The 23,626-nt window shown below is 71.6% G+C and carries 20 protein-coding genes and 2 pseudogenes; 13 read left to right on the top strand and 9 right to left on the bottom strand.

The genetic code is table 11. The annotated features are described in order from the left end of the window. The first annotated feature begins 8 nt into the window (after nt 1-8). The 9 genes from murG to ABZ664_RS11960 all read left to right on the top strand — a co-directional run bounded on the left by murG (nt 9) and on the right by ABZ664_RS11960 (nt 9,800). Nucleotides 9-1,097 (top strand): undecaprenyldiphospho-muramoylpentapeptide beta-N-acetylglucosaminyltransferase, encoded by a 1,089-nt coding sequence (murG, locus tag ABZ664_RS12000; RefSeq protein WP_362506978.1) that lies wholly within the window; start codon nt 9-11, stop codon nt 1,095-1,097. Nucleotides 1,098-1,207: 110 nt separating this feature from the next. Beyond that, nucleotides 1,208-2,614 (top strand): UDP-N-acetylmuramate--L-alanine ligase, encoded by a 1,407-nt coding sequence (murC, locus tag ABZ664_RS11995; RefSeq protein ID WP_362506975.1) that lies wholly within the window; start codon nt 1,208-1,210, stop codon nt 2,612-2,614. 40 nt (nt 2,615-2,654) lie between these two features. After that, nucleotides 2,655-3,323, top strand: a complete 669-nt coding sequence (locus ABZ664_RS11990; RefSeq protein WP_362506972.1) for an FtsQ-type POTRA domain-containing protein — start codon at nt 2,655-2,657, stop codon at nt 3,321-3,323. A 225-nt stretch (nt 3,324-3,548) separates the two neighbouring features. Next, nucleotides 3,549-4,925 carry a cell division protein FtsZ gene (gene ftsZ, locus ABZ664_RS11985; protein ID WP_362506969.1) on the top strand — a complete coding sequence of 459 codons (1,377 nt, stop codon included), beginning with the start codon at nt 3,549-3,551 and terminating at the stop codon, nt 4,923-4,925. Nucleotides 4,926-5,015: 90 nt separating this feature from the next. Continuing rightward, nucleotides 5,016-5,720: a YggS family pyridoxal phosphate-dependent enzyme gene (locus ABZ664_RS11980; protein WP_362506966.1), complete on the top strand. Its 705-nt coding sequence runs from the start codon at nt 5,016-5,018 to the stop codon at nt 5,718-5,720. 121 nt (nt 5,721-5,841) lie between these two features. Further along, nucleotides 5,842-6,345, top strand: coding sequence for a cell division protein SepF (sepF, locus tag ABZ664_RS11975; protein WP_362506963.1), 504 nt, complete (start codon nt 5,842-5,844; stop codon nt 6,343-6,345). 82 nt (nt 6,346-6,427) lie between these two features. Further along, on the top strand, nt 6,428-6,715 hold the full coding sequence (locus tag ABZ664_RS11970; protein WP_030909817.1) for a YggT family protein: 288 nt from the start codon (nt 6,428-6,430) through the stop codon (nt 6,713-6,715). A 49-nt stretch (nt 6,716-6,764) separates the two neighbouring features. Continuing rightward, nucleotides 6,765-7,625 carry a DivIVA domain-containing protein gene (locus tag ABZ664_RS11965; protein WP_350948108.1) on the top strand — a complete coding sequence of 287 codons (861 nt, stop codon included), beginning with the start codon at nt 6,765-6,767 and terminating at the stop codon, nt 7,623-7,625. A 42-nt stretch (nt 7,626-7,667) separates the two neighbouring features. After that, nucleotides 7,668-9,800 (top strand): hypothetical protein, encoded by a 2,133-nt coding sequence (locus tag ABZ664_RS11960; protein WP_362506958.1) that lies wholly within the window; start codon nt 7,668-7,670, stop codon nt 9,798-9,800. Nucleotides 9,801-9,973: 173 nt separating this feature from the next. On the opposite strand, the gene ileS is transcribed toward ABZ664_RS11960, so the two are convergent. Continuing rightward, entirely contained in the window at nt 9,974-13,132 is a 3,159-nt protein-coding gene (ileS, locus tag ABZ664_RS11955) for an isoleucine--tRNA ligase (RefSeq protein WP_362506955.1), read from the bottom strand. Nucleotides 13,133-13,606: 474 nt separating this feature from the next. Between ileS and ABZ664_RS11950 the strand changes: the two genes are divergently transcribed. The 3 genes from ABZ664_RS11950 to ABZ664_RS11940 are packed head-to-tail and all read left to right on the top strand — an operon-like array spanning nt 13,607 to nt 15,547. Next, complete coding sequence (locus ABZ664_RS11950) at nt 13,607-14,026, top strand: TraR/DksA C4-type zinc finger protein (protein WP_362506952.1); 420 nt, start codon at nt 13,607-13,609, stop codon at nt 14,024-14,026. After that, nucleotides 13,990-14,625, top strand: a complete 636-nt coding sequence (locus ABZ664_RS11945) for a signal peptidase II (protein WP_362506949.1) — start codon at nt 13,990-13,992, stop codon at nt 14,623-14,625. The genes ABZ664_RS11950 and ABZ664_RS11945 overlap by 37 nt, the downstream gene beginning before the upstream one ends. After that, on the top strand, nt 14,618-15,547 hold the full coding sequence (locus ABZ664_RS11940; protein ID WP_362506946.1) for an RluA family pseudouridine synthase: 930 nt from the start codon (nt 14,618-14,620) through the stop codon (nt 15,545-15,547). Before ABZ664_RS11945 ends, ABZ664_RS11940 begins: the two co-directional genes overlap by 8 nt. 13 nt (nt 15,548-15,560) lie before the next feature. Here ABZ664_RS11940 and ABZ664_RS11935 read toward each other — a convergent pair whose 3' ends face one another. From ABZ664_RS11935 to ABZ664_RS11920, 4 genes and pseudogenes are all read right to left on the bottom strand, one after another. Beyond that, nucleotides 15,561-17,180, bottom strand: coding sequence for a protein kinase (locus tag ABZ664_RS11935; RefSeq protein ID WP_362506943.1), 1,620 nt, complete (start codon nt 17,178-17,180; stop codon nt 15,561-15,563). 43 nt (nt 17,181-17,223) lie between these two features. After that, nucleotides 17,224-17,397 carry a hypothetical protein gene (locus ABZ664_RS11930; RefSeq protein WP_362506940.1) on the bottom strand — a complete coding sequence of 58 codons (174 nt, stop codon included), beginning with the start codon at nt 17,395-17,397 and terminating at the stop codon, nt 17,224-17,226. A gap of 294 nt (nt 17,398-17,691) precedes the next feature. Then, nucleotides 17,692-18,906: an MMPL family transporter gene (locus ABZ664_RS11925; RefSeq protein WP_362506937.1), complete on the bottom strand. Its 1,215-nt coding sequence runs from the start codon at nt 18,904-18,906 to the stop codon at nt 17,692-17,694. A 64-nt stretch (nt 18,907-18,970) separates the two neighbouring features. After that, nucleotides 18,971-19,126 (bottom strand): annotated as a pseudogene (locus ABZ664_RS11920) (hypothetical protein); the annotation flags it as partial. 48 nt (nt 19,127-19,174) lie between these two features. Here ABZ664_RS11920 and ABZ664_RS11915 point away from each other — a divergent pair. Next, nucleotides 19,175-19,684: pseudogene (locus ABZ664_RS11915) on the top strand (response regulator); the annotation flags it as partial. 47 nt (nt 19,685-19,731) lie between these two features. Here ABZ664_RS11915 and ABZ664_RS11910 read toward each other — a convergent pair. From ABZ664_RS11910 to ABZ664_RS11895, 4 genes are read right to left on the bottom strand one after another with little or no spacing between them, the layout of a single operon-like run. Continuing rightward, nucleotides 19,732-20,043, bottom strand: a complete 312-nt coding sequence (locus tag ABZ664_RS11910; RefSeq protein WP_362506934.1) for an AzlD domain-containing protein — start codon at nt 20,041-20,043, stop codon at nt 19,732-19,734. Continuing rightward, entirely contained in the window at nt 20,040-20,720 is a 681-nt protein-coding gene (locus tag ABZ664_RS11905; protein WP_362506931.1) for an AzlC family ABC transporter permease, read from the bottom strand. The genes ABZ664_RS11910 and ABZ664_RS11905 overlap by 4 nt, the downstream gene beginning before the upstream one ends. 22 nt (nt 20,721-20,742) lie before the next feature. Continuing rightward, nucleotides 20,743-21,576 carry an AraC family transcriptional regulator gene (locus ABZ664_RS11900; protein WP_362506928.1) on the bottom strand — a complete coding sequence of 278 codons (834 nt, stop codon included), beginning with the start codon at nt 21,574-21,576 and terminating at the stop codon, nt 20,743-20,745. Then, nucleotides 21,573-23,594, bottom strand: a complete 2,022-nt coding sequence (locus tag ABZ664_RS11895; protein WP_362506925.1) for a protein kinase — start codon at nt 23,592-23,594, stop codon at nt 21,573-21,575. The genes ABZ664_RS11900 and ABZ664_RS11895 overlap by 4 nt, the downstream gene beginning before the upstream one ends. Between the last annotated feature and the right edge of the window lie 32 nt (nt 23,595-23,626).

The following is a 23,626-nucleotide window of genomic DNA, read 5'->3' as shown; positions in this document are numbered from 1 at the left end:
GGACCGACATGAGGGTGGTCCTCGCCGGCGGCGGGACGGCCGGTCATATCGAACCGGCGCTCGCTCTGGCCGACGCGTTGCGCCAACTCGACCCGAACATCGGGATCACCTGCCTCGGCACCGAGCGCGGCCTGGAGACCAGGCTGGTGCCCGCCCGGGGATACGAGCTGCAACTGGTGCCCGCGGTGCCGCTGCCCCGGTCCCTGACGCCCCAGCTCCTGAGCGTGCCGGGCCGCCTGGCGGGCGCCGTCAACGCGGCCGCCGGCATCATGGACCGCGTCCAGGCCGACGTCCTGGTCGGCTTCGGCGGTTACGTGGCCACCCCCGCCTACCTGGCGGCGCGGCGGCGCAGCGTGCCGATCGTGGTCCACGAGGCCAACCCGCGCCCCGGCCTGGCCAACCGGCTGGGCGCGCGCCTCACCGAGCACGTGTTCACCGGTCATCCGGACACCCCCCTGGGCCGCGCCGAACACATCGGGATCCCGCTCCGCCGCGAGATCGTCAACCTGGACCGGCTGTCCATGGGCGACAAGGCCCGGTCCTGGTTCGGCCTGGAGGCCGACCTGCCCACGCTGCTGGTCACCGGAGGTTCCCAGGGGGCACGCTCGCTCAACCGGGCGGCCCTGGCGGCCGGCCCCGCGCTGCGCAGGGCCGGGGTGCAGGTGCTGCACGTCATCGGCCCGAAGAACACGCTGGAGGAGGAGCCACCGCCGGGCGACCCCCAGTACGTCGTGCTGCAGTACGTCGACCGGATGGACCTCGCCTACGCGGCGGCCGACTTCGCCCTGTGCCGCAGCGGCGCGATGACCTGCGCCGAACTGACGGCCGTGGGTCTGCCGGCCGCGTACATCCCGCTGCCGCACGGCAACGGCGAGCAGCGGCTCAACGCCACTCCGATCGTGCGGGGCGGCGGCGGTGTGATGATCGACGACGCCGAGCTGTCGGCGGAGTGGATCATCCAGAGCGTGCTGCCCATCCTGTCCGACCCCGAGCGCGTGGTCACCATGTCCGAGGCGGCCGCCAGGATGGGCAGGAAGGACGCCGACGTGACGCTGGCACGCAAGGTGCTGCGGATCGCGGCGCAGGGGAGGGGCTGAATGGGCGCGCAGGGGAGCCGGGGCGGCGGGCGCGAGACCGCGGGAGACGGACGACGGCCGGAGGCGGCGCGGACGCGCCCGCGCGGCGAACGAGGAGGGGTGAGCGGCCGATGAGCCTGGTCAAGCTGGTGGATCCGGTCGCGGCCGGCGATCTGGGACGGGTCCACTTCATCGGGATCGGCGGTTCCGGGATGTCCGGGATCGCGCGCATCCTGCTCAAGCGGGGAGTGCCGGTCTCCGGCAGTGACGCGCGGGGCTCGGACATGGTGACGGAGCTGCGCGATCTGGGAGCGAGGGTCCACATCGGCCACGCCGCCTCCCACATCAAGAACGTCGACACCGTCGTGGTCTCCACCGCGATCCGCGACTCCAACCCCGAGCTGGGCGAGGCGCTCCGCCAGGGCCTGCGGGTCATCCCCAGGGCCGCGGCGCTCGCCTCCGTGATGGCGGGCAAGACCGGTGTCGCGCTGGCAGGCACCCACGGCAAGACCACCACGACCTCGATGCTCACCGTGGCGCTGCAGAAGTGCGGCGCCGACCCCTCGTACTGCGTGGGCGGGCAGCTGGTGACGACGGGCCTGGGCGCCGACGAGGGCTCGGGCGGTACGTTCGTCGCCGAGGCAGACGAGAGCGACGGCTCCTTCCTGATGCTCGCCCCCGACATCGCCGTGGTGACCAACGTCGAGCCCGACCACCTGGACAACTACGGAGACCCGCGCGCGGTCTACGACAGCTTCGCCCGGTTCGTCGAGCGCGTCACCGCCACCATGGTCGTGTGCGCCGACGACCCCGGCTCCGCCGCGCTCATCCCGATCGCCCGCGCCCGCGGCCTGAAGGTGATCACCTACGGCGAGAGCGAGGACGCCGACCTGCGGGTGGACGGGATCGTCCCCGAAGGGCTGGGCATCACCTTCACGATCGTGGGGCACGGGGAGGTCAGGCTCGCGGTGCCGGGCCGCCACAACGCGCTCAACGCCGCCTCCGCGATCGCGGTGGCCGGGGAGCTGGGCGTCTCCTTCGACGAGATCCGCGACGGCCTGGCGGCCTTCACCGGCGCCAAGCGCCGCTTCGAGGCCAAGGGCGAGGCGGGCGGGGTGGCGGTCTTCGACAGCTACGCCCACCACCCGACCGAGCTCGCCGCCGACCTGCGCGCGGCGCGGGACGTGGTGGCGTCCTTCTCCGGCGACGGCAGGGTCATCGCGGTCTTCCAGCCGCACCTGTACTCGCGGACGAGGTTCTTCGCCGACGATTTCGGTACCGCGCTCGGGCTGGCCGACGAGGCCATCGTCCTGGACGTCTACGGGGCCCGCGAGGACCCCGAGCCGGGCGTGTCGGGGGCGCTGGTGGCGGGGAAGGTGCCGCTGCCCGCCGAGCGGGTGGCCTACGCCCCCCGCCGCGACAGCGTGCCCGCCCTGGTGGCGGAGCGGGCCAGGCCCGGTGACATCGTCCTGACCATGGGAGCGGGCGACGTCACTGAGCTGGGTCCCAGGATCGTGGCGGAGCTGGCCGCGCGGTGACCCACGCCAGCGGGCGCGGGTCGCCGGAGGGGGAGTGGCGATGAACGGGGTGTGGAGGTCGGCCTTCCTGGCCCTGCTCACCGTGGGGGTGGTGGGCATCGCCGCCTGGCTGGTGTTCTTCTCCCCGGTGCTCGGGGTGAGGGAGATCCAGGTGGTGGGCAACGCGGGCCTGTCCGCCGAGCAGATCCGCCAGGCGGCGGAGGTGGCCGAGGACAGGCCACTAGCCACCGTCGACGTGGCCGAGGTCGAGGGCAGGATCGGCAGGATCCCGCAGGTGGAGTCGGTGACGGTGAGCCGTGGCTGGCCGGGCACCCTGCGCGTCGAGGTCGTGGAGCGCGAGCCGGTGGCGGTGGTGCCGGTCGGTGACAGGTCCGCGCTGATGGACCGCCACGGGATCGTCACCGAGCTCAGGAACGTCGCGCCCCCGGCACTGCCCGTGCTGAGGGTGTCTCGGCCGGGCCCGGCCGATCCTGCGACCGCGGCGGCGCTCAAGGTCATCACCGCGCTGCCGCAGAATCTCGCCCGCCGGGTCGCGGAGGTGCTCGCGCCGTCGGCGGAGACGGTCTCGCTGCGTCTCAAGGACGGCCGCGCGGTCGTGTGGGGTGGCGGCGACCGCCCCGCAGACAAGGCGCGGATCCTTGTTACGCTGCTCAAGCGTCATGCTGACACCTATGACGTCAGTTCGCCTGACGTCGTGACGGTTAAGTGATCTCATCGGATGGCGGGCGTTCCCGGAAAAGGACGGCCCGCGACACGCTGGACACGCTTGCGGCGCGGTTAGTTGACCCGCCAGGAGCGCAACTCCTACTGTCCGTATCACTCCTCAGGTTGACATAAAGCTAAATCTCAACTTGAGGGTGAGGGTTTTGGAAACGACGGCACGGGCCCCGTGCCGCATGAAATTGCAAGTCAACGAGCGGAAAGGCCCCTCGTCGTGGCAGCACCGCAGAACTACCTCGCGGTCATCAAGGTTGTAGGAATCGGCGGAGGCGGAGTCAACGCCGTCAACCGGATGATCGAGGAGGGACTCAAGGGCGTCGAGTTCATCGCCATCAATACCGACGCCCAGGCGCTGCTGATGAGTGACGCCGACGTCAAACTCGACGTCGGGCGCGAGCTCACCCGCGGCCTCGGCGCGGGAGCCAACCCCGAAGTCGGGCGCAAGGCGGCCGAGGACCACCGTGAGGAGATCGAGGAGGTCCTCAAGGGGGCCGACATGGTTTTCGTCACGGCGGGCGAGGGCGGTGGCACGGGCACCGGTGGCGCACCGGTGGTGGCCAACATCGCCCGTACGCTGGGCGCGCTCACCATCGGTGTCGTGACCCGGCCGTTCAGCTTCGAGGGGCGGCGCAGGGCGATGCAGGCCGACGCCGGCATCGAGACCCTCCGCGAGGAGGTCGACACCCTCATCGTGATCCCGAACGACCGGCTGCTGTCGATCTCCGACCGGCAGGTGAGCGTGCTTGACGCCTTCAAGGCGGCCGACCAGGTGCTGCTCTCCGGTGTCCAGGGCATCACCGACCTGATCACCACGCCCGGCCTGATCAACCTCGACTTCGCCGACGTGAAGTCGGTCATGTCCGGAGCCGGTTCGGCCCTGATGGGCATCGGCCACGCCCGCGGCGACGACCGCTCGGTCGCGGCGGCCGAGATGGCCGTCTCCAGCCCGCTGCTGGAGGCCAGCATCGACGGCGCGCACGGCGTGCTGCTCTCGATCGCCGGAGGCTCCGACCTCGGCCTGTTCGAGATCAACGAGGCGGCCCAGCTCGTCTCCACCGCCGCCGCGCCGGATGCCAACATCATCTTCGGTACGGTCATCGACGACGCCCTCGGCGACGAGGTGCGTGTCACCGTGATCGCGGCCGGGTTCGACGAGCCCGCTCCCGAGCCCAAGCAGGCACCGCAGCCGGCCGCGCGCCCGCAGTCCGTCTCGCGCCCCGCCCCGCCCTCCGCGACGGCGCCGGTCCGCCCGCTGGCGCCCACGGTCAAGGCCGAGCCCCGCCCCGAGCCGAGGGTGGAGCACGCGCCGCCCCCTCCGGTGCGACCGGTCGCCACCCCGCAGCCGGCGCCGGCGGAGCCGACGCCCCAGCAGCAGATCTACCCGGTCCAGCAGGCGCAGTCCTCGGCGGAGCAGGCCGAGCCGCACCGCGCGGAGGAGCCGCACTCCCCGCCGTTGTCGATCCCCCGCCCGGCTCCCGAGCCCTCGCAGCCGACGCCGATCTCCGCCAGGGCCACCGACCCGGCCCGGCGCCGACCGGTGATCTTCGAGGAGCAGGAAGAGGAGCTGGACGTCCCCGACTTCCTGAAGTGACATCTCTCACGGTGGGGGCGGCGACGACCCGCCCGGCCGTGCCGGGAAGAATGGGCTCCGCCGGTTTGCCGACGTCCGAGCGGCGGAGATGTGACGGAAACAACACGACGTGATGAGATCGCGGCCGGGCTGGCCCGGGTGGAGGCGGAGATCGCCCAAGCCTGCCGGGCCGCCGGCCGTCACCGCGAGGAGCTGACGCTCATCGCGGTGAGCAAGACCTATCCCGCCTCCGACGTGCGGCTCCTGGCCGAACTCGGGATCACCGACGTCGGGGAGAACCGCGACCAGGAGGCCTCCGCCAAGGCGCGCGAATGCGCCGACATCGATCTCCGCTGGCACTTCGTCGGCCAGTTGCAGACCAACAAGGTCCGCTCGGTGGTCGGGTACGCGGACGTCGTCCACTCGGTCGACCGCCCGCGCCTGGTGGCCGCGCTCAGCCGGGAGGCGCTCGCGGCGGGACGCCCGGTCACCTGCCTGGTGCAGGTCGCGCTCGACGGCGACCCCGCGCGGGGCGGTGCGCGGCCCGAGGAGGTGGAGGCCCTGGCCGACGCCGTCGCCGGAGCTGAGGGGCTTGAGCTGGGCGGGGTGATGGCGGTCGCGCCATTGGGAGAGGAGCCGGGCAGGGCGTTCGCGAGGCTGAGGGAGATCGCGAGGTCCGTCCGGAGGGCTCACCCCGGCGCCGGTGTCATCTCGGCGGGGATGAGTGGGGATATATCCCAGGCTATTGCCAACGGTGCGACACACCTGCGTGTTGGTACGGCGTTGCTCGGTCGCAGGAAGCCCTTCGTCAGGTAATGTCCCTTCAAGTGGACCTTGGCGTCCACGTGTCCGGACAGCGGTCGAACGGTGGTGAGCTCAGGGCGGTCGGGCTGGCCCCCTGGGGCACATCTGAAGTAAGACGGAGGAAGAAGTAGCGATGGCCGGCGCGATGCGCAAGATGGCGGTCTACCTCGGTCTTGTTGAGGACGACCGCTACGAGAGATACGACAGCTACCCCGACGACGAGTACGAGGAGTTCGACGACGCGCGCCGCGAGGGCGACGAACGGCCTGGCACGGTCCACGACCTCCAGGACGACACCGACTCCGGCGTCCCCGCCCCGAGGCCCGCGACGGCCCTTCTGGAGCGCCGTACGACCGATCTGGCGCGCATCACCACCCTGCATCCCCGCACGTACAACGAGGCGCGGACCATCGGCGAGCACTTCCGTGACGGCACCCCGGTCATCATGAATCTGACCGAGATGGTTGACAGTGACGCCAAGCGGCTCGTTGATTTCGCGGCAGGTCTCGTCTTTGGCCTACACGGCAGCATCGAACGTGTTACGAACAAGGTGTTCCTGTTGTCCCCAGCCAATGTCGAGGTGACCGCCGAGGACAAGGCTCGAATCGCGGAACGCGGATTCTTCAACCAGAGCTAGAGTTCCATCATGAACAGTGACCGGCCTAACAGGTCCCGACGGGCCAGAGGACGGCAGAGCGAAGTGGAGGCGGGCACGGACCGTGGGGATCGTTAGCGGGATCTTGGTCTTCGTCCTGTCCATCTACCTCGTCCTGCTGATCGGCAGAATGATCTTCGAGACGGTGCAGGCGTTCGCGCGCCAGTGGCGCCCCACCGGCATCGTCCTGGTGCTGGCGGAAGCCGTATACACGGTGACCGACCCACCTCTCAAGTTCCTCCGCCGTTTCATTCCACCACTCCGGTTGGGTACGGTGGCCTTTGACCTAAGCTTCACAGTGCTGTTCATTGTGGTCTTGGTCTTGATCCAACTCGTGTCCGCGCTTCGTTGATCGGGTACCGTCCCCCCGGACAGACTCCAAGCGCGCCAAGGAGACCGAAATGCCGCTGACACCCGCCGATGTGCGGAACAAGCAATTCAGTACGACCCGCCTTCGGCCGGGTTACGACGAGGAAGAGGTAGACGCCTTCCTCGATGAGGTCGAGTCCGAGTTGGACCGTCTCATTCAGGAGAACGAGGAGCTCCGCGCCAAGCTGGCGGAGTGCCTGCGGGGCAAGGTCCCCGGCGGTATGGGCATGGCCATGGCGCCCGCCCCCATCGCCGAGCCCAAGCCCGAGATGATGATGCAGCAGCAGCCGGAGCCCATGCGCGCTCCCGAGCCGGTGCAGCATCAGCAGCCCGTTCCCGTCGCGATGGGAATGCCTCCGGCCGAGGACAACATGGACACCGCGGCCCGCGTTCTCGCCCTCGCCCAGCAGACCGCCGACCAGGCTATCGCCGACGCCCGCCGGGAGGCGGACGAGACGGTGACCCGGGCGCGCCGCGAGGCCGACGACATCCTCGGCAAGGCACGTCGCCAGGCCGAGCAGGTCATCGGTGACGCGCGTGCCCGAGCCGAGACGCTGGAGCGTGACGCGCAGGAGCGGCACCGCCAGGCCATGGGTTCCCTGGTGCAGACCCGCGACGAGCTTGAGCGCAAGGTCGAGGAGCTTCGCAGCTTCGAGCGCGAGTATCGCAGTCGCCTGAAGCTGTACCTGGAGAACCAGCTCGCGGAGCTGAACGTGGCTGCCGAGGGCAGCGGCGGATTCCCGATCGTGAGCGGGCCTCCGGCGATGTCCCACGCGGTGGCTCAGGGCGGTCAGCCGACCCTCCAGAGCGCGCCCAACCCGTTCGGCGGTGACCCCTCGCAGCACTCCGGTGCCTTCCAGGGTGTTGACGGTCCTCACAACGACCGCCGCTAAGGTGTCGGGTCATCCCCTTGACCCGCACCCGGGAGTCTCTCTGTGATCCTTATCAGCGCCGGTTTGGTACTCACGGCCATCGTCCTGCTCATCGCGGGGTTCGTGCTGGCCAAGCCATTTCTGGTCATGTGGTCGATCGCGGTCAGCGTGCTGTCCGCAGTCTTCCTGGTGATCGGGGCGTTGCTGCGCCGCCACGAGTTGTTCCCCGGCGGGGACGCCGGGGCATCTCAGCCCCTTCCCCAGAAGGGACCGATGCCGGCCGGGCCACTGCCCGCGCCGCACGGGGTGCCGAACCATCCTTCGGCGCCACAGCAGATGATGGTGCGGCACGGGATGCAGCAGGCGCCCGTGGCCCCGACCCAGCCGCGACGCGGCCCGGTGGCCGGGCCCGCCACCGCTGCGGCGAGGCGGGGCGCCCTGGCCCCCGAGGCGATCGTGCTGGTCATCCCCGGCCGTAAGCGCTATCACGTCGCGGGATGCCGCCAGCTGGTCGGCAGGGATCATGAGGAGCTCACCCACGAGGAGGCGCTGGAGGAGGGCTTCACGCCCTGCACCACGTGCCTGCCCGCCGACTCCACCTCCGGGCCCCAGCCGCGGGAGACCTCGCCCGAGGCGGGGAAGCCCGACGAGCCTCTGACCACCTCTCGGGAGTCCGGCCCCGTCGCCGGTGCTCGCGAGCCAGGTGCTCACGAGGCCACCGCCCGCTTCACCTCCCCGTACCGGCCCGTGCAGCCCACCGCTCCGTCCGGTGGGGTCTCGTCCGGCGGGCAGACCCCCGGCGCGCGGCCCGAACCTCAGCGGCCCGAGGCCCAGCGCTCCGAATCTCAGCGGTCCGGCGAACAGCAGAGGTCCGAGGCTCAGCGGCCCGAATCTCAGCGGCCCGAGACAGCGGCACCGCAGGGCCGTTTCGAGGCTTCGCAGACCAGGGCTGAATCTCCGGCGTTTCCGGTCGCGAGGCGCGACGCCGCGCCCGCCAGGCCGGAAAGCTCCGAAGGCGGTCGCGAGAGCACCGCGTCCCGCCAGGAGACCGGGCGTCCAGAAGCCGAGCCCTCCCAGCAGGACCCCGTCGTCCCGGTCGCCAGGCCCTACGTGCGGTCCTCCGAGCCCCGGCCCCAGTCCCAGCCCCAGAAGCCCGCGAGCCCTCCGGTCCGCCCGGCGGAGCAGCCCACCCGACCGGCGATCCAGTTGCCGAAGATCCCCGAGATCCCGCACGCCGCCTCCGAGGCCACCAGCTGGTTCAGCCGTGATGTGGCCGCGCAGGCGTCAGGGGAGAGCCAGGAGGCCTCCGCCGGGGCCGTGGGCACCTCGGCCAAGCCCGGTTCGGCGAAGCCGGAGCCTGACTCCGCGAAGGCCGGACCCGAGCCCGCCGCCCCCGGCTCCTCCGGTACGTCGGCCACGGACGCCTCCGCGAGCCGGGCCGGGGCATCCGATCCCGATGAGCCGGACACCACCGTGGTCGCGCCCGCGAAGTCCGGGTCCACCGGGCCCGAGCATGCCGAGGTCGAGCCCACCAGGCCCGCTTGGACCAAGCCCGCGAAGGACGAACCGACCAGGAGCGGACCGGCCGAGGCCACGTCCGCCGACTCCGCGAAGGGCGGGTCCGACGGCGGGGAGGCCCACGCAGAGGCCGTCCCCGGCGAGAACGCCTCCTCCGCGGAAGCGGAAGCCACGACCGCCGGGCGGGAGACCTCTCCGGAGCCCTCGGGTTCCTCCGGGCGAGAGGACTCCGCCGCGGTCGGCACCCCCGAGCCGGTGGAGCCGGCCGAGACCGCACCCGGGCGCGCCGGGCGGCAGGTAGCGGCCGACTCCACCTCAACCGAACCCGATCCGGCACCCGAGAATGCCTCGACCGACGTGAGGTCCGAAGCCGGCGCGGGGACCTCCTCCCGCGACGGCCGCGATGACAGCGGCGCCTCCGATGATCGCGACGACGACACCTCTCCCGGTGGTATCCCCGCCATCAAGGACCGGCCGCGCCCCGCGACCGAGGAACGGGAGACGGACGGCGAGACGGTCACGGTCATCGCGGGCACCCGCCGTTTCCACGACTCCGACTGCCCTCTCGTCAAGGGTGCCAGCGTGGGCGGCAGTGGCATCGAGACCACGACCCGAGCCGAGGCCGAGCGGGCCGGTCTGAGCAACTGCCCGATCTGCCGGATCGACCGCCGGACGTGAGCTGACCGGGCAGGCCGGACACCCGACCCTTACCGGCTCCGCCGCCGCACATCCGTACCGCTGTGAACCATGACGGCCGGGGTTTTCCTGGATGACATCCAGGAAAACCCCGGCCGCGTCCGGTCTCGCCGGCCTTCCCAGGCCGGTCCGACCGGTTGAGCCGATCGGACCGGTCAGACCGTCGTCGTCGTGCGGCGGAGCTGGAAGGTCAGGCCCAGCTCCGCGTCGCCGTGGACGGGAAGGTCGTCGGCGCCGCCCTCGGTGAGGGAGACGGCGAGGACCTCGTCGGCCACCGCCTGTCCCTGGGTCCGCAGGGCCTCGGCCAGGTCGGCGTCGCCGGTGGACCACCACACGTCGATCCGGTCGGCGATCGACAGGCCGGTGGACTTGCGGGTGTCCTGGAGCAGGCGGATGACGTCGCGGATCAGGCCCGCGCGGCGCAGCTCGTCGGTGATGGTCAGGTCGAGGGCGACCGTCTCACCGGCCCCGGCCTCCACCGCCCAGCCGGACCTCGGCTGCTCGGTGACGATCACGTCGTCGGCGCCGAGCTCCACGGTGCCCAGCTCTCCCGCCTCCACCGGGACCGGTGAGCCGGTACGGAGCGCGCGGGCGAGCTCGGCGGGGTCGGCGGCGGTGACGGCCGAGGCGACCAGCTTGGTCCGCGAGCCGAACCGCTTGCCCAGCGCCCTGAAGTTGGGCTTGACGGTGAAGGACACCAGGTCCGCGCCGATCCCGGACAGGTCCTCCAGATCCTTCACGTTGAGCTCGTCGGTGATCAGCTCGCGCAGTTCCGGGGGGAGAGCAGCCCAGCCGGGGGCGCCGACCAGGGCGCGGCCGAGCGGCTGGCGGGTCTTGACCCCGCTGGAGGCGCGGGCCGAGCGGCCCAGCTCCACCAGGCGGCGGACCAGCGCCATCCGCTCGGACAGCTCCGGGTCCAGCAGTTCGCCGTTGACCTCGGGCCAGGAGGCGAGGTGGACCGAGGAGGGGGCGTCGGCGTCGCGGAGCACGTCCCACACGTAGTCGGTGGTGAACGGCACCACCGGCGCCATCAGCCGGGTGACCGTCTCCAGGCACTCGTACAGCGTGGCGAACGCCGCGGGGTCACCGCTCCAGAAGCGGCGCCGGGAACGCCGTACGTACCAGTTGGACAGGTCGTCGAGGAACTCGGCGAGGCGCCGCCCGACGCGGGCGGTGTCGAAGACGTCCATCGACGCGGTGACCTCGTCCACGGTCCTGTGCAGCTCGGCGAGGGCCCAGCGGTCGATCAGCGGGCGCTCGTCGTACGCGGGCGCCGCCGACAGCTGGGACGGCGACCAGGATTCCGCGTTCGCGTACAGGGTGAAGAACGACGTGGTGTTCCAGTAGGTGAGCAGGACCTTGCGGACGATCTCCTCCAGGGCGCCGTGTCCCACCCTGCGGGCCGCCCACGGCGAGCCGGAGCAGGCCATGTACCAGCGCAGCGCGTCGGCGCCGTGCTGGTCCATCAGCGGCATCGGCTGCAGGACGTTGCCCAGGTGCTTGCTCATCTTGCGGCCGTCCTCGGCGAGGATCAGGCCGAGGCAGAGCACGTTCTCGTACGAGGACCTGCCGAAGACGAGCGTGCCCACCGCCATCAGCGAGTAGAACCAGCCGCGGGTCTGGTCGGTGGCCTCGCAGATGAACTGCGCGGGGTATGCCTTGGCGAGCATCTCCTCGTTCTGGTACGGGGCGCCCCACTGGGCGAACGGCATCGAGCCCGAGTCGTACCAGGCGTCGATCACGTCGGGCACCCGGCGCGCCTCGTTGCCGCAGGTGGGGCAGGGCAGGGTGACGTCGTCCACGTAGGGGCGGTGCGGGTCGAGCGCGGAGACGTCCTGACCGGACAGGCGGCCAAGCTCGTCCAGTGAGCCGACGCAGGTGACGTGCGAGTCGTCGGCCGTGCAGACCCACAGGGGCAGCGGGGTGCCCCAGTAGCGTGAGCGCGACAGCGACCAGTCGACGTTGTTGCGCAGCCACTCGCCGAACCGGCCCCACTTGATCGTCTCGGGGTACCAGCTGGTCTTCTCGTTCTCGGCGAGGAGCTGGTCCTTGATCGAGGTGGTGCGGATGTACCAGGCGGGGAGGGCGTAGTAGAGCAGCGCGGTGTGGCAGCGCCAGCAGTGCGGGTAGCTGTGCTCGAAGTGGCTGCCCCGGTAGAGCAGGCCGCGCGTCCGCAGGTCGGCCGTGAGCCCTTCGTCGGCGTCCTTGAAGAACGTGCCGCCGACCTGGGGAACGCCGTCGAGGAAGCGGCCGTCGGGGCCGATCGGGTTGACCACGGGCAGCCCGTAGCGCTTGCAGGTCGCCATGTCGTCGGCGCCGAAGGCGGGCGCCTGGTGGACCAGGCCGGTGCCGTTGTCGGTGGTGACGTAGTAGCCGAGCACCACGTAGTGCGCGCCGGGGATGTCGACCAGCTCGAAGGGGCGCGTGTAGGTGGTGTGCTCCAGGTCGGCGCCCTGGAAGGAGGCGAGGACCTCGGCGTCCTCGCCCAGCGCGGAGGCGAGCAGCGGCTCTGCCACGACGAGGACCTCGTCGGATCCGGCGGGGCGGGCCGCGACGTAGGTCACGTCCGGGTGCACGGCCACGGCGGTGTTGGAGACCAGGGTCCACGGCGTGGTGGTCCAGATCAGCAGCGAGGCGCCAAGGTCGGCGAGCGGCCCCGAGGTCGCGGGCATGCGGACGTAGACCGACGGGCTGTTGACGGTCTCGTAGCCGCCCGGCTGGCCCAGCTCGTGGTCGGACAGGCCGGTGCCGCAGCGGGGGCAGTACGGGGTGATGCGGAAGTCGCGGGTGAGGAGGTCCTTGTCGAAGATGACCTTGAGTGACCACCAGACGGACTCCACGTAGGCGGGGTCCATCGTGCGGTACGCCTGGGACAGGTCGATCCAGTAGCCCATCCGCTCGGTCATTTCCTCGAAGGCGTCCACGTGCTTCAGCACGGACTCGCGGCACCTGTCGTTGAACTCGGCGATGCCGTACGCCTCGATCTCCTTCTTGCCGGAGAGGCCGAGGGACTTCTCGACGGCGACCTCGACGGGCAGCCCGTGGCAGTCCCAGCCCGCCTTGCGGGGGACGTTGTAGCCACGCATCGACTTGTAGCGGGGGAAGACGTCCTTGAAGACACGCGCCTCGACGTGGTGGACGCCGGGCATGCCGTTGGCGGTGGGCGGACCCTCGTAGAAGACCCAGTTGGGACCGCCGGCGTTCTGCTCGACCGAGCGCTCGAAGATCTTGCCGTCCCGCCAGCGGTCGAGCACCTCGTGCTCAAGCGCGGGAAGATCGACCTGCGCGGGAAGAGAACGGAAATAGGCGGACATGATGGGCTGGACCTCCACGCTGGAACCGACTGCGGCGTGGAGGGACGAGGCTGTCGGGCCCCGCGGTACCACCCTCCTTGACCTCGCGTGCGAGGCCCTCTTCCTTCGGTCTGCTGCCGGGTCTACTGGGCCGCCGCGGATCTTCTCCGGGACGTCGCGGCCGTTCTTCCGGCGGCTCCGGGGTGATCGTGCCTTCGCGCCTCGCCCCGGGCTCGCACCGTCCCCGGGTCGCTCGTGCGAGGGGATGCGGAGGTTGCTGTCCCCATCAACGCCTTGCAGGCTCACACGATAACGCACCCGCTCCCCGGAAGCTTCCCCGTTATTGAGGCGGGCTGAGCGGAATCAGGGGGAAGCGACCGGATGTTACGGGAGTGGTAAACAATGCGGCGGGTCGTTTGCCGTTCTGTTATAGAAGACCTAAGCTGCCCGCACCGCTTACCACATTGGAGACGGTCATCGAGCAAGGAGGCCGCCATGGCCGCGACCGTGCGCGCAGACAACAGCGCGGTGGCGCCGTCCCCGGACGGCGCCGTCGTCACCTGGTCGGCCCAGGAGCTCAAGGAGGTCCGTGGGCAACTGGCCACGGAGATCCGAGAGCTCACCGAGGAGATCGCCAAGGCAGAGACGGAGATCGCGTCGAGCGACGTCACCGACGGCGCGGGAGACGATCAGGCCGACGCCGGAGCCCGGACGTATGAACGCGAGCGCGAAATCGCCCTTACCCTGAACTCGCGCGACCTGGTCGCGCAGAACGAGCGAGCGATCGCCCGGATCGACGCGGGGACCTACGGAGTGTGCGAATCGTGCCATCAGCCGATCGGAAAGGAGCGCCTTCAGGCGTTTCCGAGGGCGACGCTGTGCGTGGCCTGCAAGCAGCGGGAGGAGCGCCGCTGACCGGTGACAGCGAGGACGGGGCGGTTTCCGCCGCCCCGCTCCCGAGGCGGCGGATCGCCGTACTCGCGATGATCGTCCCCGTCATCTACGCCCTCGACCTGACCACGAAGACCCTCGTGCTCAGGACCCTGGAGGGCAGGGAACCGCTCGTGGTCATCCCGGATCTCCTCCAGTTCCGGGTGATCTTCAACTCGGGGGCCGCCTTCAGTCTCGGCACCGGGATGACGATCATCTTCACCTGTGTCGCGACCGCCGTCGTGGTGGCGATCCTGCGCACCGCGCGCAACCTGCGCAGCCTGCCCTGGGCGATCACGCTGAGCCTGCTGCTCGGCGGGGCGCTCGGCAACCTCACCGACCGGATCTTCCGCTGGCCCTCGGGCTTCGGGCCCGGAAGGCCCTCGCCCTTCCAGGGGCACGTGGTCGACTTCATCGAGACCTTCCCCGGCTACTTCCCGGTCTGGAACGTCGCCGACTCGGCGGTCGTCTGCGGAGGCATCCTGGCGGTCGTTCTCGCCTGGCGGGGCTACCAGCTCGACGGCACGCGCGACACGGGAGCCGAGAAGACCACGAAGGAAACGAAGGAGAACAGCGATGGCTGACCGGCGAAGCCTCCCCGTCCCCGACGGGCTGGAGGGCGAGCGCCTCGACGCCGCCCTGTCACGCCTGTTCGGCCTCTCCCGCACCCGCGCGGCCGAGCTGATCGTCGCCGGTGACGTGCTGGTGGACGGCGCGGCCGCGATCAAGTCCGACCGGGTCCACGGCGGCGCGTGGCTGGAGGTCACCCTCCCGCCGCCGCCCACCACGCCGATGCCGGTGGCCGAGCCCGTGCCCGGAATGCACATCGTGTACGAGGACGACGACATCGTCGTCGTCAACAAGCCCATCGGTGTGGCCGCCCACCCGACCACCGGGTGGACCGGTCCCACCGTGATCGGCGGTCTGCTGGGCACCGGCCACCGGGTGGCCACCAGCGGCGCGGCCGAACGCCAGGGCATCGTGCACCGGCTGGACGCCAACACCACCGGCGCGATGGTCGTCGCCAAGAGCGAGCACGCCTACTCCCACCTGAAGAGGGCTTTCAAGGAGCGTACGGTCGACAAGCGCTACCACGCGCTGGTCCAGGGCCACCCCGACCCGCACCGCGGCACGGTGGACGCGCCGATCGACCGCCATCCCGTCGGGGACGGTCGCTGGGCGGTGGTGGCCGGAGGCAAGGACTCGATCACCCACTACGACACGATCGAGGCGTTCCGCGCGGCGTCGCTGCTGGACATCAAGCTGGAGACGGGCCGGACCCACCAGATCCGGGTCCACATGTCGGCGCTGCGCCACCCGTGCGTCGGCGACATGCTGTACGGGGCCGACCCCACCCTGGCCGCGCGCCTGGGGGTGAGCAGGCAGTGGCTGCACGCGGTCTCTCTCGCCTTCGAGCACCCTTCCACCGGCGAGTGGGTCTCCTTCAGCACCACCTACCCCGACGATCTGGCCCAGGCTCTCGCGATCGTCGCCGCCGAGTCCTAGCGCCGCACGCCGATCAGCCGTTCCTGATCTCGCCTCCGGTGTCCGTGTCCTGGTGCGGTTCGTTGATCACCCCGGCGTTCGTGACCTCGCCCTCGGGGGCCGTCCCGGCGTTGGGGGCGACCTGGTCGGGTGAGTCGCCCTGCTGCCCCTCGCCCGGCGCGGTGTCCTGCCCCGAGCCCTCGTCGGTTCCCTCACCCTGGTCCTGCTCCTCGTTCTGCCCCTGGTCGGCGGGGTCCTCCTCGGGTGTGTCGGGCTTATCGGGTTTGTCGGGTTTGTTTTGGGGCTCCTGTGACGGCTTGGGCGACGGCTTCTTCGAAGGTTCGCCCGACGGCCTGTCCCGTGGCGCGGGGTCGTCGTTCCTCGCCCTTTCCGGGGCGGGGCGGCCCGAGGTCCCGCCACCGTTGTCTCGCGTGGGCACCTTCGCCTGCTCGGGCTTGTTCGAGGGCTTCTTCTCGTCGGGCCCCACGCTCGCCGACGTCGGCTGATCCCGGGGGACCGGGGGCGAGGAGTTGACGGCGACCCACGCCGCACCTCCCGCGGTCGCGGCGATGGCGAGCGTCGCCGCGACCAGGGCGGCCATCGCCGGGCGTCGCCTCCTCCGGGGGGCGGAGGCCGGATCCTGCTCCGGGCCGGATCCGGGGGGCACGGGAGGCAGGGGCGGAGTGGCCTCGGCCGGCGCGGTGGGAGCGCCGTCCGGACCCGGGACCGCGGCCACCATGGGAACCGCCATGGAAGATCCGGTCGACGGTCCGGTGGCGACCCCGGCCGGCGCTGCGGCGGGCAGTTCGATGGGCATGGTCGGTTCCGGTGCGGTGCCGTTCACCAGGGAGGTGAGGTGGACCTGCACATCGCGGGCCGACATGCGTCGCGCGGGATCCTTGTGGAGCAGGCCGAAGATCACCGGGGCGAGCGGCCCGGCGAACCGCATCGGCGACGGCTCCTGGTGCATGACAGCGCTGAGCGTCGCGAGCGGGTGGGCCCGCTCGAAGGGAGAGCGTCCCTCGACCGCCACGTAAAGTGTCACGCCGAGCGACCACAGGTCGGAGGCGAACTCGGCAGGCCCGCCGCTCGCCCGCTCCGGCGCGATGAAGGCCGGGGTGCCGATGAGCGAGCCGGTCCTGGTGATCGAGGAGTCGCCCTCCAGGACGGCGATGCCGAAGTCGGTGAGCACCGCCCGTCCGTCCCTGGCGAGCAGCACGTTGTCCGGCTTCACGTCGCGGTGCAGGACGCCGGCGTGGTGGGCGGCGAGCAGCGCGCCCAGCACCTCCAGCCCGATCCGCGCCACCCGCACCGGCGGCAGCGGCCCGTCCTCCCTGACCACCGCTCCGAGCGTGCGGGAGTCGATGAGCTGCATGATGATCCAGGGACGCCCGTTCTCCTCGATCACGTCGTAGACCGTCGCCACCCCCGGGTGGCCGCCGATTCGCCCGGCGGTACGGGCCTCCCTGAGGGTCCGGACGGTGAAGACCTCACGCTCGGGACCGGTGAGGTCGGGGGAGGGGACGACCTCCTTGACCGCCACCTCGCGGCCCAGGACCTCGTCCCGCGCTCGCCAGACCGTTCCCATGCCTCCTCGGCCGATGCGTTCGAGCAGACGGTAGCGGGCTCCGATGATCCCCTGAGAATCGGTCATGGGGTGGCGAGTACCCAGGATTTACGTCGGCATTCAGGAAAGTTTACGCAGACCAGAGCATGTGTCCCTCTTCGCACATGAACGTGTCCACGAATCCGGTGCCGTCGAAGGAGAAGTTCATCACGGCGACGACCACGCGATGGCCGCCGACGGTGGCGGTGCCGTGCGGAACGGCGTCGTCCAGACCGGTGCGGCGGGAGAGATCGTCACAGGGCACGCTCCCGGGGGGCCAGTGGTAGAACCGCCGTGCCATCGCGTCGGCGGGGCCGCGCCACTCGGTTCGCCCTGGCCGACGCCGCCCTCGATCCCGCCAGGGAGGATCCGTTCGACCTGTCGGTGGTGACCGCCGCCGCCTCGGGAGGAAACGCCTTCGGGCAGCGGGAGATCCAGGCGCTGTGGCGGAAAGGGCCACGAGCGGTGAGCGCCTACCAGTCCATCGGCTGGTCCTACCAGGAAAACGTGAACGGCCACCGTCTTCGCAGACGATGGCCGTTGCGTTGTCCGGCCGCTCCTAGACGGGTTCCGGGATCCGAGCGGGCTCGGGGTTCTCCCACCTCAGCGGCGAGGGCTCCACCCGCAGGATCCGGGCGGCCCGGACGGGTAGCCACCAGTTCCACCGGCCCATCATCGCGACCACGGCCGGGACCAGGACGCCGCGGATGAGGGTGGCGTCCAGGAAGACGCCCAGGGCGAGGCCGCTCGCGAACACCTTCACGTCCAGCTCGGGGGTCATGGCGAGCGCCGCGAAGGAGACGAAGAGGATCAGCGCCGCCGAGGTGACCAGCCGACCGGTGCGGCCCACCCCCTCGATCACCGCCTGCTCCGTGCTGCCGGACCTGTCGTACTCCTCGCGCATCCTGGCCAGGATGAACACCTCGTAGTCCATGCTCAGGCCGTACAGGAAGGCGAAGATGACGAGCGGCACGAACTCGCCGATCGAGCCGGTCGGCTGGATGTCCAGCAGCTCCCTGGTCCCCCAGCCGAACTGCCACAGCACCACCATCGCGCCGATCACCGCGCCCAGCGAGAGCAGGTTGAGGGCGATCGCCTTCAGCGGCAGCAGCAGCGAGCGGAACGCCCGCGCCAGCATGACGAAGGTGACCAGCGCGATCAGGCCGAGCATCCAGGGGAACGCCCCGTAGGCGTGCTCCTGGAAGTCCATGCTCTGCGCCGCGTTGCCGCCGACGCGCGCGGTGACCGGCACCGCCTCGCGTACCCGGGTGATGGTCGCCTCGCCGGCCTTGGTGCCGTTCTCCGAGATCGGGAGCACGGTGATGACGGCGGTGCCCTCGCGGCGCCGGGACGGGTCGTCGGGGGCGAGCACCGTGGACACGCCCTTCACGTTCCCGATCCGTTCGGCGGCCCGGGTGGGGTCGCCGCTCACCAGGACGTCGAACGGGGTGATCGAGCCCGCGGGTACGCCCGCCTGGCGCAGCGCGGACAGTCCCTCGGCGCCGGGGCCGGTGGTCAGCAGGTTCCCGCTCGCCGGCAGGCCGAGGTTGACGCTCAGCGCGGTCACCGTCAGCGCCGTCAGCAGCCCGCCGGTGAGCAGGGCGGCGAGCAGGCGCATCCGCACCACGCCGCGGGCCCACGCCGACCAGGCCCGTCCGGCCCGCGCCTCGCGCTGGAAGGGAGCCCCGTCCCGGCCCGCGCGGGCGCGCCTGCGGTCGAGCCGCTGCCCGGTGAGGGCGAGCAGCACCGGCAGCACGATGAGTGTCGTGGCCACGCTCGTCGCCGCGGTGCCCGTTCGCCCGCTCCTCCCGCCAGCGGGCCACCAGCAGCAGCGAGTAGTCGATCGCGATGCCCAGGCCGAGCAGGGGCATCGTGGTGAGGGCCACGTCGTGCACGGTCGTCACCAGCGTGAGCAGCAGGATCACGACGAACGACAGGAAGATGGACAGGGCCGAGATGAGGGGCGGTACGAAGGCCAGTGCCGAGCGGAACACCAGCAGCAGGACCACCACCGCGGCGAGCACACCGACACCGATCTTGGCCTGATCGTCCTGGACGTGATGCTGCCCGACGTGCTCGGCACCGAGGTCTGCCACCGGATCAGGTCGAAGGGCTCGGAGGTGCCCGTGGTCTTCCTCACCGCCCTCGACGCCACGGAGGACAAGATCGGCGGGCTCACCGTGGGAGGTGACGACTACGTCACCAAACCGTTCAGCCTGGAGGAGCTGATCGCGAGGATCCGCGCCGTGCTGCGCAGGACCAAGCGGGCCGGCGCCGAGGAGCAGGGCACCCTGGTCTTCGAGCGTTTCCACCGGGCCGGTCATCCCCGCGACGGCGCCCGCCAGGGAGGCGCGGGTCTCGGGCTCTCCATCGTCGCCGCCGCCGCCGCCGTCGCCGTCGCGCACGGCGGCGACGCCACGGTGACCTCCCGCCCCGGCGCCGGCGCCACCTTCCGCGTACGGTTCCCGCGCGGCACGGGCGACGTCGGCCAGGCCCGGGACGCGGCGCGAGGTGACGAGGCCGCTCCGGTTCGGAGCGCGGCACGGCACTGACACCCCCGGCTCCGCACGCGGTGATCCCGGCTCGGGAGGTGGCGCTCTCAGCTCAGGACGTGGCGCAGCGCGGCGGTGACGAGGGCGGCCGCGGCGAGGACCACCAGGAACGGGGCGCGCAGCAGCAGCGCCACGACGGCGGCGCACATCCCCGCGGTGCGCGGCCAGTCGAGGTGCAGCGCCTGCCCCTCGCCGAAGGTCTGCACCGCGATCAACGCCGCCAGCAGGGCCACCGGGACGAGCGTCGCGAAACGCTGTACCCCCGGGTGGTCGAGGACGCGGCGCGGTGCCGACAGCCCGGCGAGTTTGAGCGCGTAACAGGCGACGCAGGTGATGACGACGGCCCACCAGATGGTCACTTGGGTCTCCTCAGGATCACCGCGAGCACGGCCACGGACGCGAGCAGCACGGGCACGCCCGGCGGGGTGAAAGGGGTCGCGGCCAGCGCGACCGCCGCGCCGCCGCACGCGATCAGGCGCAGCGCGCGGGCCTCGGCGTCGCTCCCGGTGAGCCGGGGCCACAGGATGGCGAGGAAGGCCGCGGGACCGACGACGTCCAGGCCGAACGCCGAGGGGTCGGCCACCCACGAGGTGCCCAGCGCGCCGAGGAGGGTGGTGGCGTTCCAGGTCAGGTAGAGGCTGACGAAGGTGACGAAGAACGCGGTCCTGGCCGACTCCTCGTCCGGCTGGGCGAGGGCGACCGCCGTCGTCTCGTCGATCACTCCCTGGGCCGTCAGCGGCCTGCGCCATCCCCGGACGCGGAGCACCCCGGCCATGCGCAGGCCGTACAGGCTGTTGCGGGCGCCGAGCAGCATCGCACCGGCCGTGCCCGCGACCAGGTTGCCGCCGCCCGCGACGACGCCGACCAGGGCGAACTGCGAGGCGCCGGTGAAGGCGAACAGGCTCAGCACGCACGCCTGCGCGACGCTGAGCCCCGCGGTGACCGCCGCGGCGCCGAAGGCCACCCCTGACAGTCCGACGGCGATCCCCACGCCCAGTCCGTCCCTGATCGCGGAGGAACGAGTGGTTGTTTCCATGGGAGGCGAGCCTAGGTTCGGGTCACGTTCCGGTCTTGTACGTTCCTGCGCGCTGGTACGCGGCCGGTGGCACGCCCACCGTCCGCTTGAAATGCCTGCTCAGGTGGGCCTGGTCGGTGAATCCCACGTCCCCGGCGACCTGGGCGGGAGGCGTGCCCGCCTGGAGCAGCCGCCGGGCCCGGATGATCCTCAGCGTGTTCAGATAGGCGTGCGGAGGCAGCCCTGTCGCGGCCTTGAAGGCCCGGATCAGGGCGAAGGGTCCGGTGCCCACCGCCCGCGCCAGGTCCTCGATCGTGGGCGGGTCGACGAGCCGCTCGTGCAGGATCTCCCTCGCCCGGCGCACCGCCGGGTCGTCGTTCCAGCGCGGCGTCTCCGGGGGACGACGGGAGGCGTGGTGGCTGAGCAGGGCGGCGAAGGCCGTGCGGGCCAGCGTCGAGGAGGCGAGGTCGTCACCACCCTCCGCGGCGTCGTGCGCGGCCCGCAGCAGCGCGACGGTGGGCCGGTGGTAGGTGACGGTCTCGGGAAAGCAGGGGGTGCCGTGCCCGGCCATCAGCTCGGCGGCGATGCCGGAGACGAACTCGACCGAGGGATACATCACCCGGTAGGACCACCCATCGGGGACGCCCGCGTGGCCGTCGTGCACCTCATCGGGGTTGAGCGTGCTCAGGCTGCCCGGCCCCACGCGGTGGACGGTGCCCCGGTAGGCGAACTCCTCCACCCCGGACAGCATCATCGAGATCACGTAACCGTCGTGCACGTGCGGTGGGAAGCGGTGGGTCACGTATCTGGCCTTGAGGAGGTCCACCCCGGGCAGGGCCGGGGTGCGCCAGAAGCGCGCGCTCTCCGGGCCGCTCATGGCCGGAAGGTGTTGGTGAACGCGGCGAAGAGCGATCCGGACCGCCTGGCGTCCGGGCTCTCCCAGTAGATCGCGTACGGCTTGCCGTCGCGGGTACGGAAGCCCCGGTCCAGGACGCGGGTGCGAACCCCGTTCTTGAGGTAGGTGAACTCCCAGTCGGCGGCCGGCACCCCCTGGTACGTCAGCGCGGTGATGCTGACCCGCCGGTAGCCCGGCCAGACGTTCTCGGCGACCCCGGCCCGCTCCACCTTCTCCCAGTGCCTCTCCGGGTCCTTCTCCGGGTCCTCGGTCGACTCGATCCACAGGAAGCTGTCGCTCGCTCCGGGGGCACGGAACTCCACCCGGTCACGGCCGGAGAACCGCTTGACCTGCCAGTTTCCAGGCACCGCGATGGAGAAGCCCATCGGGTCGCGGTGTAGCCGCCAGCCCGAGGGGATGATCCTGGACGGACGCGGCGTCGCCGTCGGAGTCGCATCCCGGGTGGGGGTCGCCTCGGGCGACGTGGCGGGGGTGGGGTCGGTGATCGGGGCCGTGACGCCGGCCCGGCCGCCCGTGTCGACCGGGGTACCGGGATTCCTCAGGACCAGCCACGCGCCGACCCCGACCGTCACCGCGAGCGCGGGCACCCCGGCCAGGAGGGCCAGGCGTCGCGCCCCGGTCAGCCGCGCGGGCGCGGCCCCCGTGTCGGTGGGCTGCTCCCGCCTCGTCCAGGGCTCCGAGCCGTACGCCCGCTGCTCGGGGCGCGCGTGCCGAGGCTGCTCGTGGTACGCGTACACCTGCTGCTCGGGGTGTGTGTACGAGGACTGGCCGGGGTGTGTGTACGGATCGGGATGTGTGTACGGGGGCAGGCCGGGGTGTGTGTACGGATCGGGGGGCGCGGACGAGGAGTGGCCGGGATGTGTGTAGGGCTGCTGCGCGTACGGCGGCTGCTCCGGCCGGGGGTGAGCCACCGAGGGGCGGGCCTGTTCGGGCTGAGGGCCCCCCGCCGTGTAAGGGGAGTGCTCGGAGTGGGGGCGGGCCGTCGAGGGGAAGTGCTCGGGGGGCGTATGCGCGGCCGGGTGGCGAGGCTGCCCTGGACCGCCCGGGGAATCCCCGTACACCGGCCGCCACGCGTCCTGAAGCGGTGAGGGGTCGGTGCGCGGCGGGTCGGTCTGGAAGCCAGAGCCGTACGCCCGCTGCCCCGAGTGCGGCCCTGGGGAGGCCGGGGAGCCGGGGGAGGCTGCGCGGCCGAGCAGGACCTCGGCCTGTTCGGGGACCATCCGGGCGGCGGGATCCCTCGCCAGGAGGCCGAGGATCGCCGTCGACAGGGGGCCGGAACGGCTCATGGGGCTCGGCTCGCCGTGAAGGACCGCCATCATGGTGGCGGCGGCCGTGGCCCGCTCGAACGGTGGGCGGCCCTCCAGGGCGGCGTACAGCGTCGCCCCCAGCGACCACAGGTCCGACTCGGGGGTGGCGGGCATCCCGTGCAGCCGCTCGGGAGGCAGGAAGGCGGGGGTGCCGACCATCGCGCCCGTACGGGTGATGCCGGTCTCCTGCGTCATGGAGGCGATGCCGAAATCGGTCAGCACGACCCGGCCGTCGTCGGCGAGCAGCACGTTCTCCGGCTTGACGTCGCGGTGCAGCACCCCCGCGGCGTGCGCGGCCCGCAGCGCGCCCAGCACGTGCAGTCCGACCGAGGCGACCCGCTCCGGCGGGAGCGGCCCGCCCGAGCGGACGATCTCACCCAGCGACCGGGACCGGACCAGCTGCATGACGATCCAGGGACGCCCGTCCTCCTCGACCACGTCGTGCACGATGATCACGGAGGGGTGGTCGAGGCGCCCCGCGGTCCTCGCCTCGCGGATGGTCCGCCGGTTCAGGTCGGTGCGCGCGGCCTCGTCGACCCCCCGGTAGCGGACCTCCTTGACGGCCACCACCCGGTCGAGGAGCTCGTCGTGGGCACGCCAGACGATGCCCATGCCGCCCTCGCCGATGTGTTCGAGCAGCCTGTAGCGGCCCGCCACCCTGCTTTCCGCCATCCCCCGCCCTCCCAGAATCACTCACCGCAGGC

The sequence above is a fragment of the Streptosporangium sp. NPDC006930 genome (assembly GCF_040635605.1).
Classification (GTDB): Bacteria; Actinomycetota; Actinomycetes; order Streptosporangiales; family Streptosporangiaceae; genus Streptosporangium.
The sequence above is the reverse complement of the archived record's forward strand: the minus strand, read 5'-3'. Positions and strand labels throughout refer to the sequence as shown.

Excerpts from the sequence above, each read along its gene's own strand:
- murG (WP_362506978.1), top strand. The coding sequence starts at position 9 with ATGAGGGTGGTCCTCGCCGGCGGCGGGACGGCCGGTCATATCGAACCG.
- murC (WP_362506975.1), top strand. The coding sequence starts at position 1,208 with ATGAGCCTGGTCAAGCTGGTGGATCCGGTCGCGGCCGGCGATCTGGGA.
- ABZ664_RS11990 (WP_362506972.1), top strand. The coding sequence starts at position 2,655 with ATGAACGGGGTGTGGAGGTCGGCCTTCCTGGCCCTGCTCACCGTGGGG.
- sepF (WP_362506963.1), top strand. The coding sequence starts at position 5,842 with ATGGCCGGCGCGATGCGCAAGATGGCGGTCTACCTCGGTCTTGTTGAG.
- ABZ664_RS11965 (WP_350948108.1), top strand. The coding sequence starts at position 6,765 with ATGCCGCTGACACCCGCCGATGTGCGGAACAAGCAATTCAGTACGACC.
- ileS (WP_362506955.1), bottom strand. The coding sequence starts at position 13,132 with ATGTCCGCCTATTTCCGTTCTCTTCCCGCGCAGGTCGATCTTCCCGCG.
- ABZ664_RS11950 (WP_362506952.1), top strand. The coding sequence starts at position 13,607 with ATGGCCGCGACCGTGCGCGCAGACAACAGCGCGGTGGCGCCGTCCCCG.
- ABZ664_RS11940 (WP_362506946.1), top strand. The coding sequence starts at position 14,618 with ATGGCTGACCGGCGAAGCCTCCCCGTCCCCGACGGGCTGGAGGGCGAG.
- ABZ664_RS11935 (WP_362506943.1), bottom strand. The coding sequence starts at position 17,180 with ATGACCGATTCTCAGGGGATCATCGGAGCCCGCTACCGTCTGCTCGAA.
- ABZ664_RS11905 (WP_362506931.1), bottom strand. The coding sequence starts at position 20,720 with ATGGAAACAACCACTCGTTCCTCCGCGATCAGGGACGGACTGGGCGTG.
- ABZ664_RS11900 (WP_362506928.1), bottom strand. The coding sequence starts at position 21,576 with ATGAGCGGCCCGGAGAGCGCGCGCTTCTGGCGCACCCCGGCCCTGCCC.
- ABZ664_RS11895 (WP_362506925.1), bottom strand. The coding sequence starts at position 23,594 with ATGGCGGAAAGCAGGGTGGCGGGCCGCTACAGGCTGCTCGAACACATC.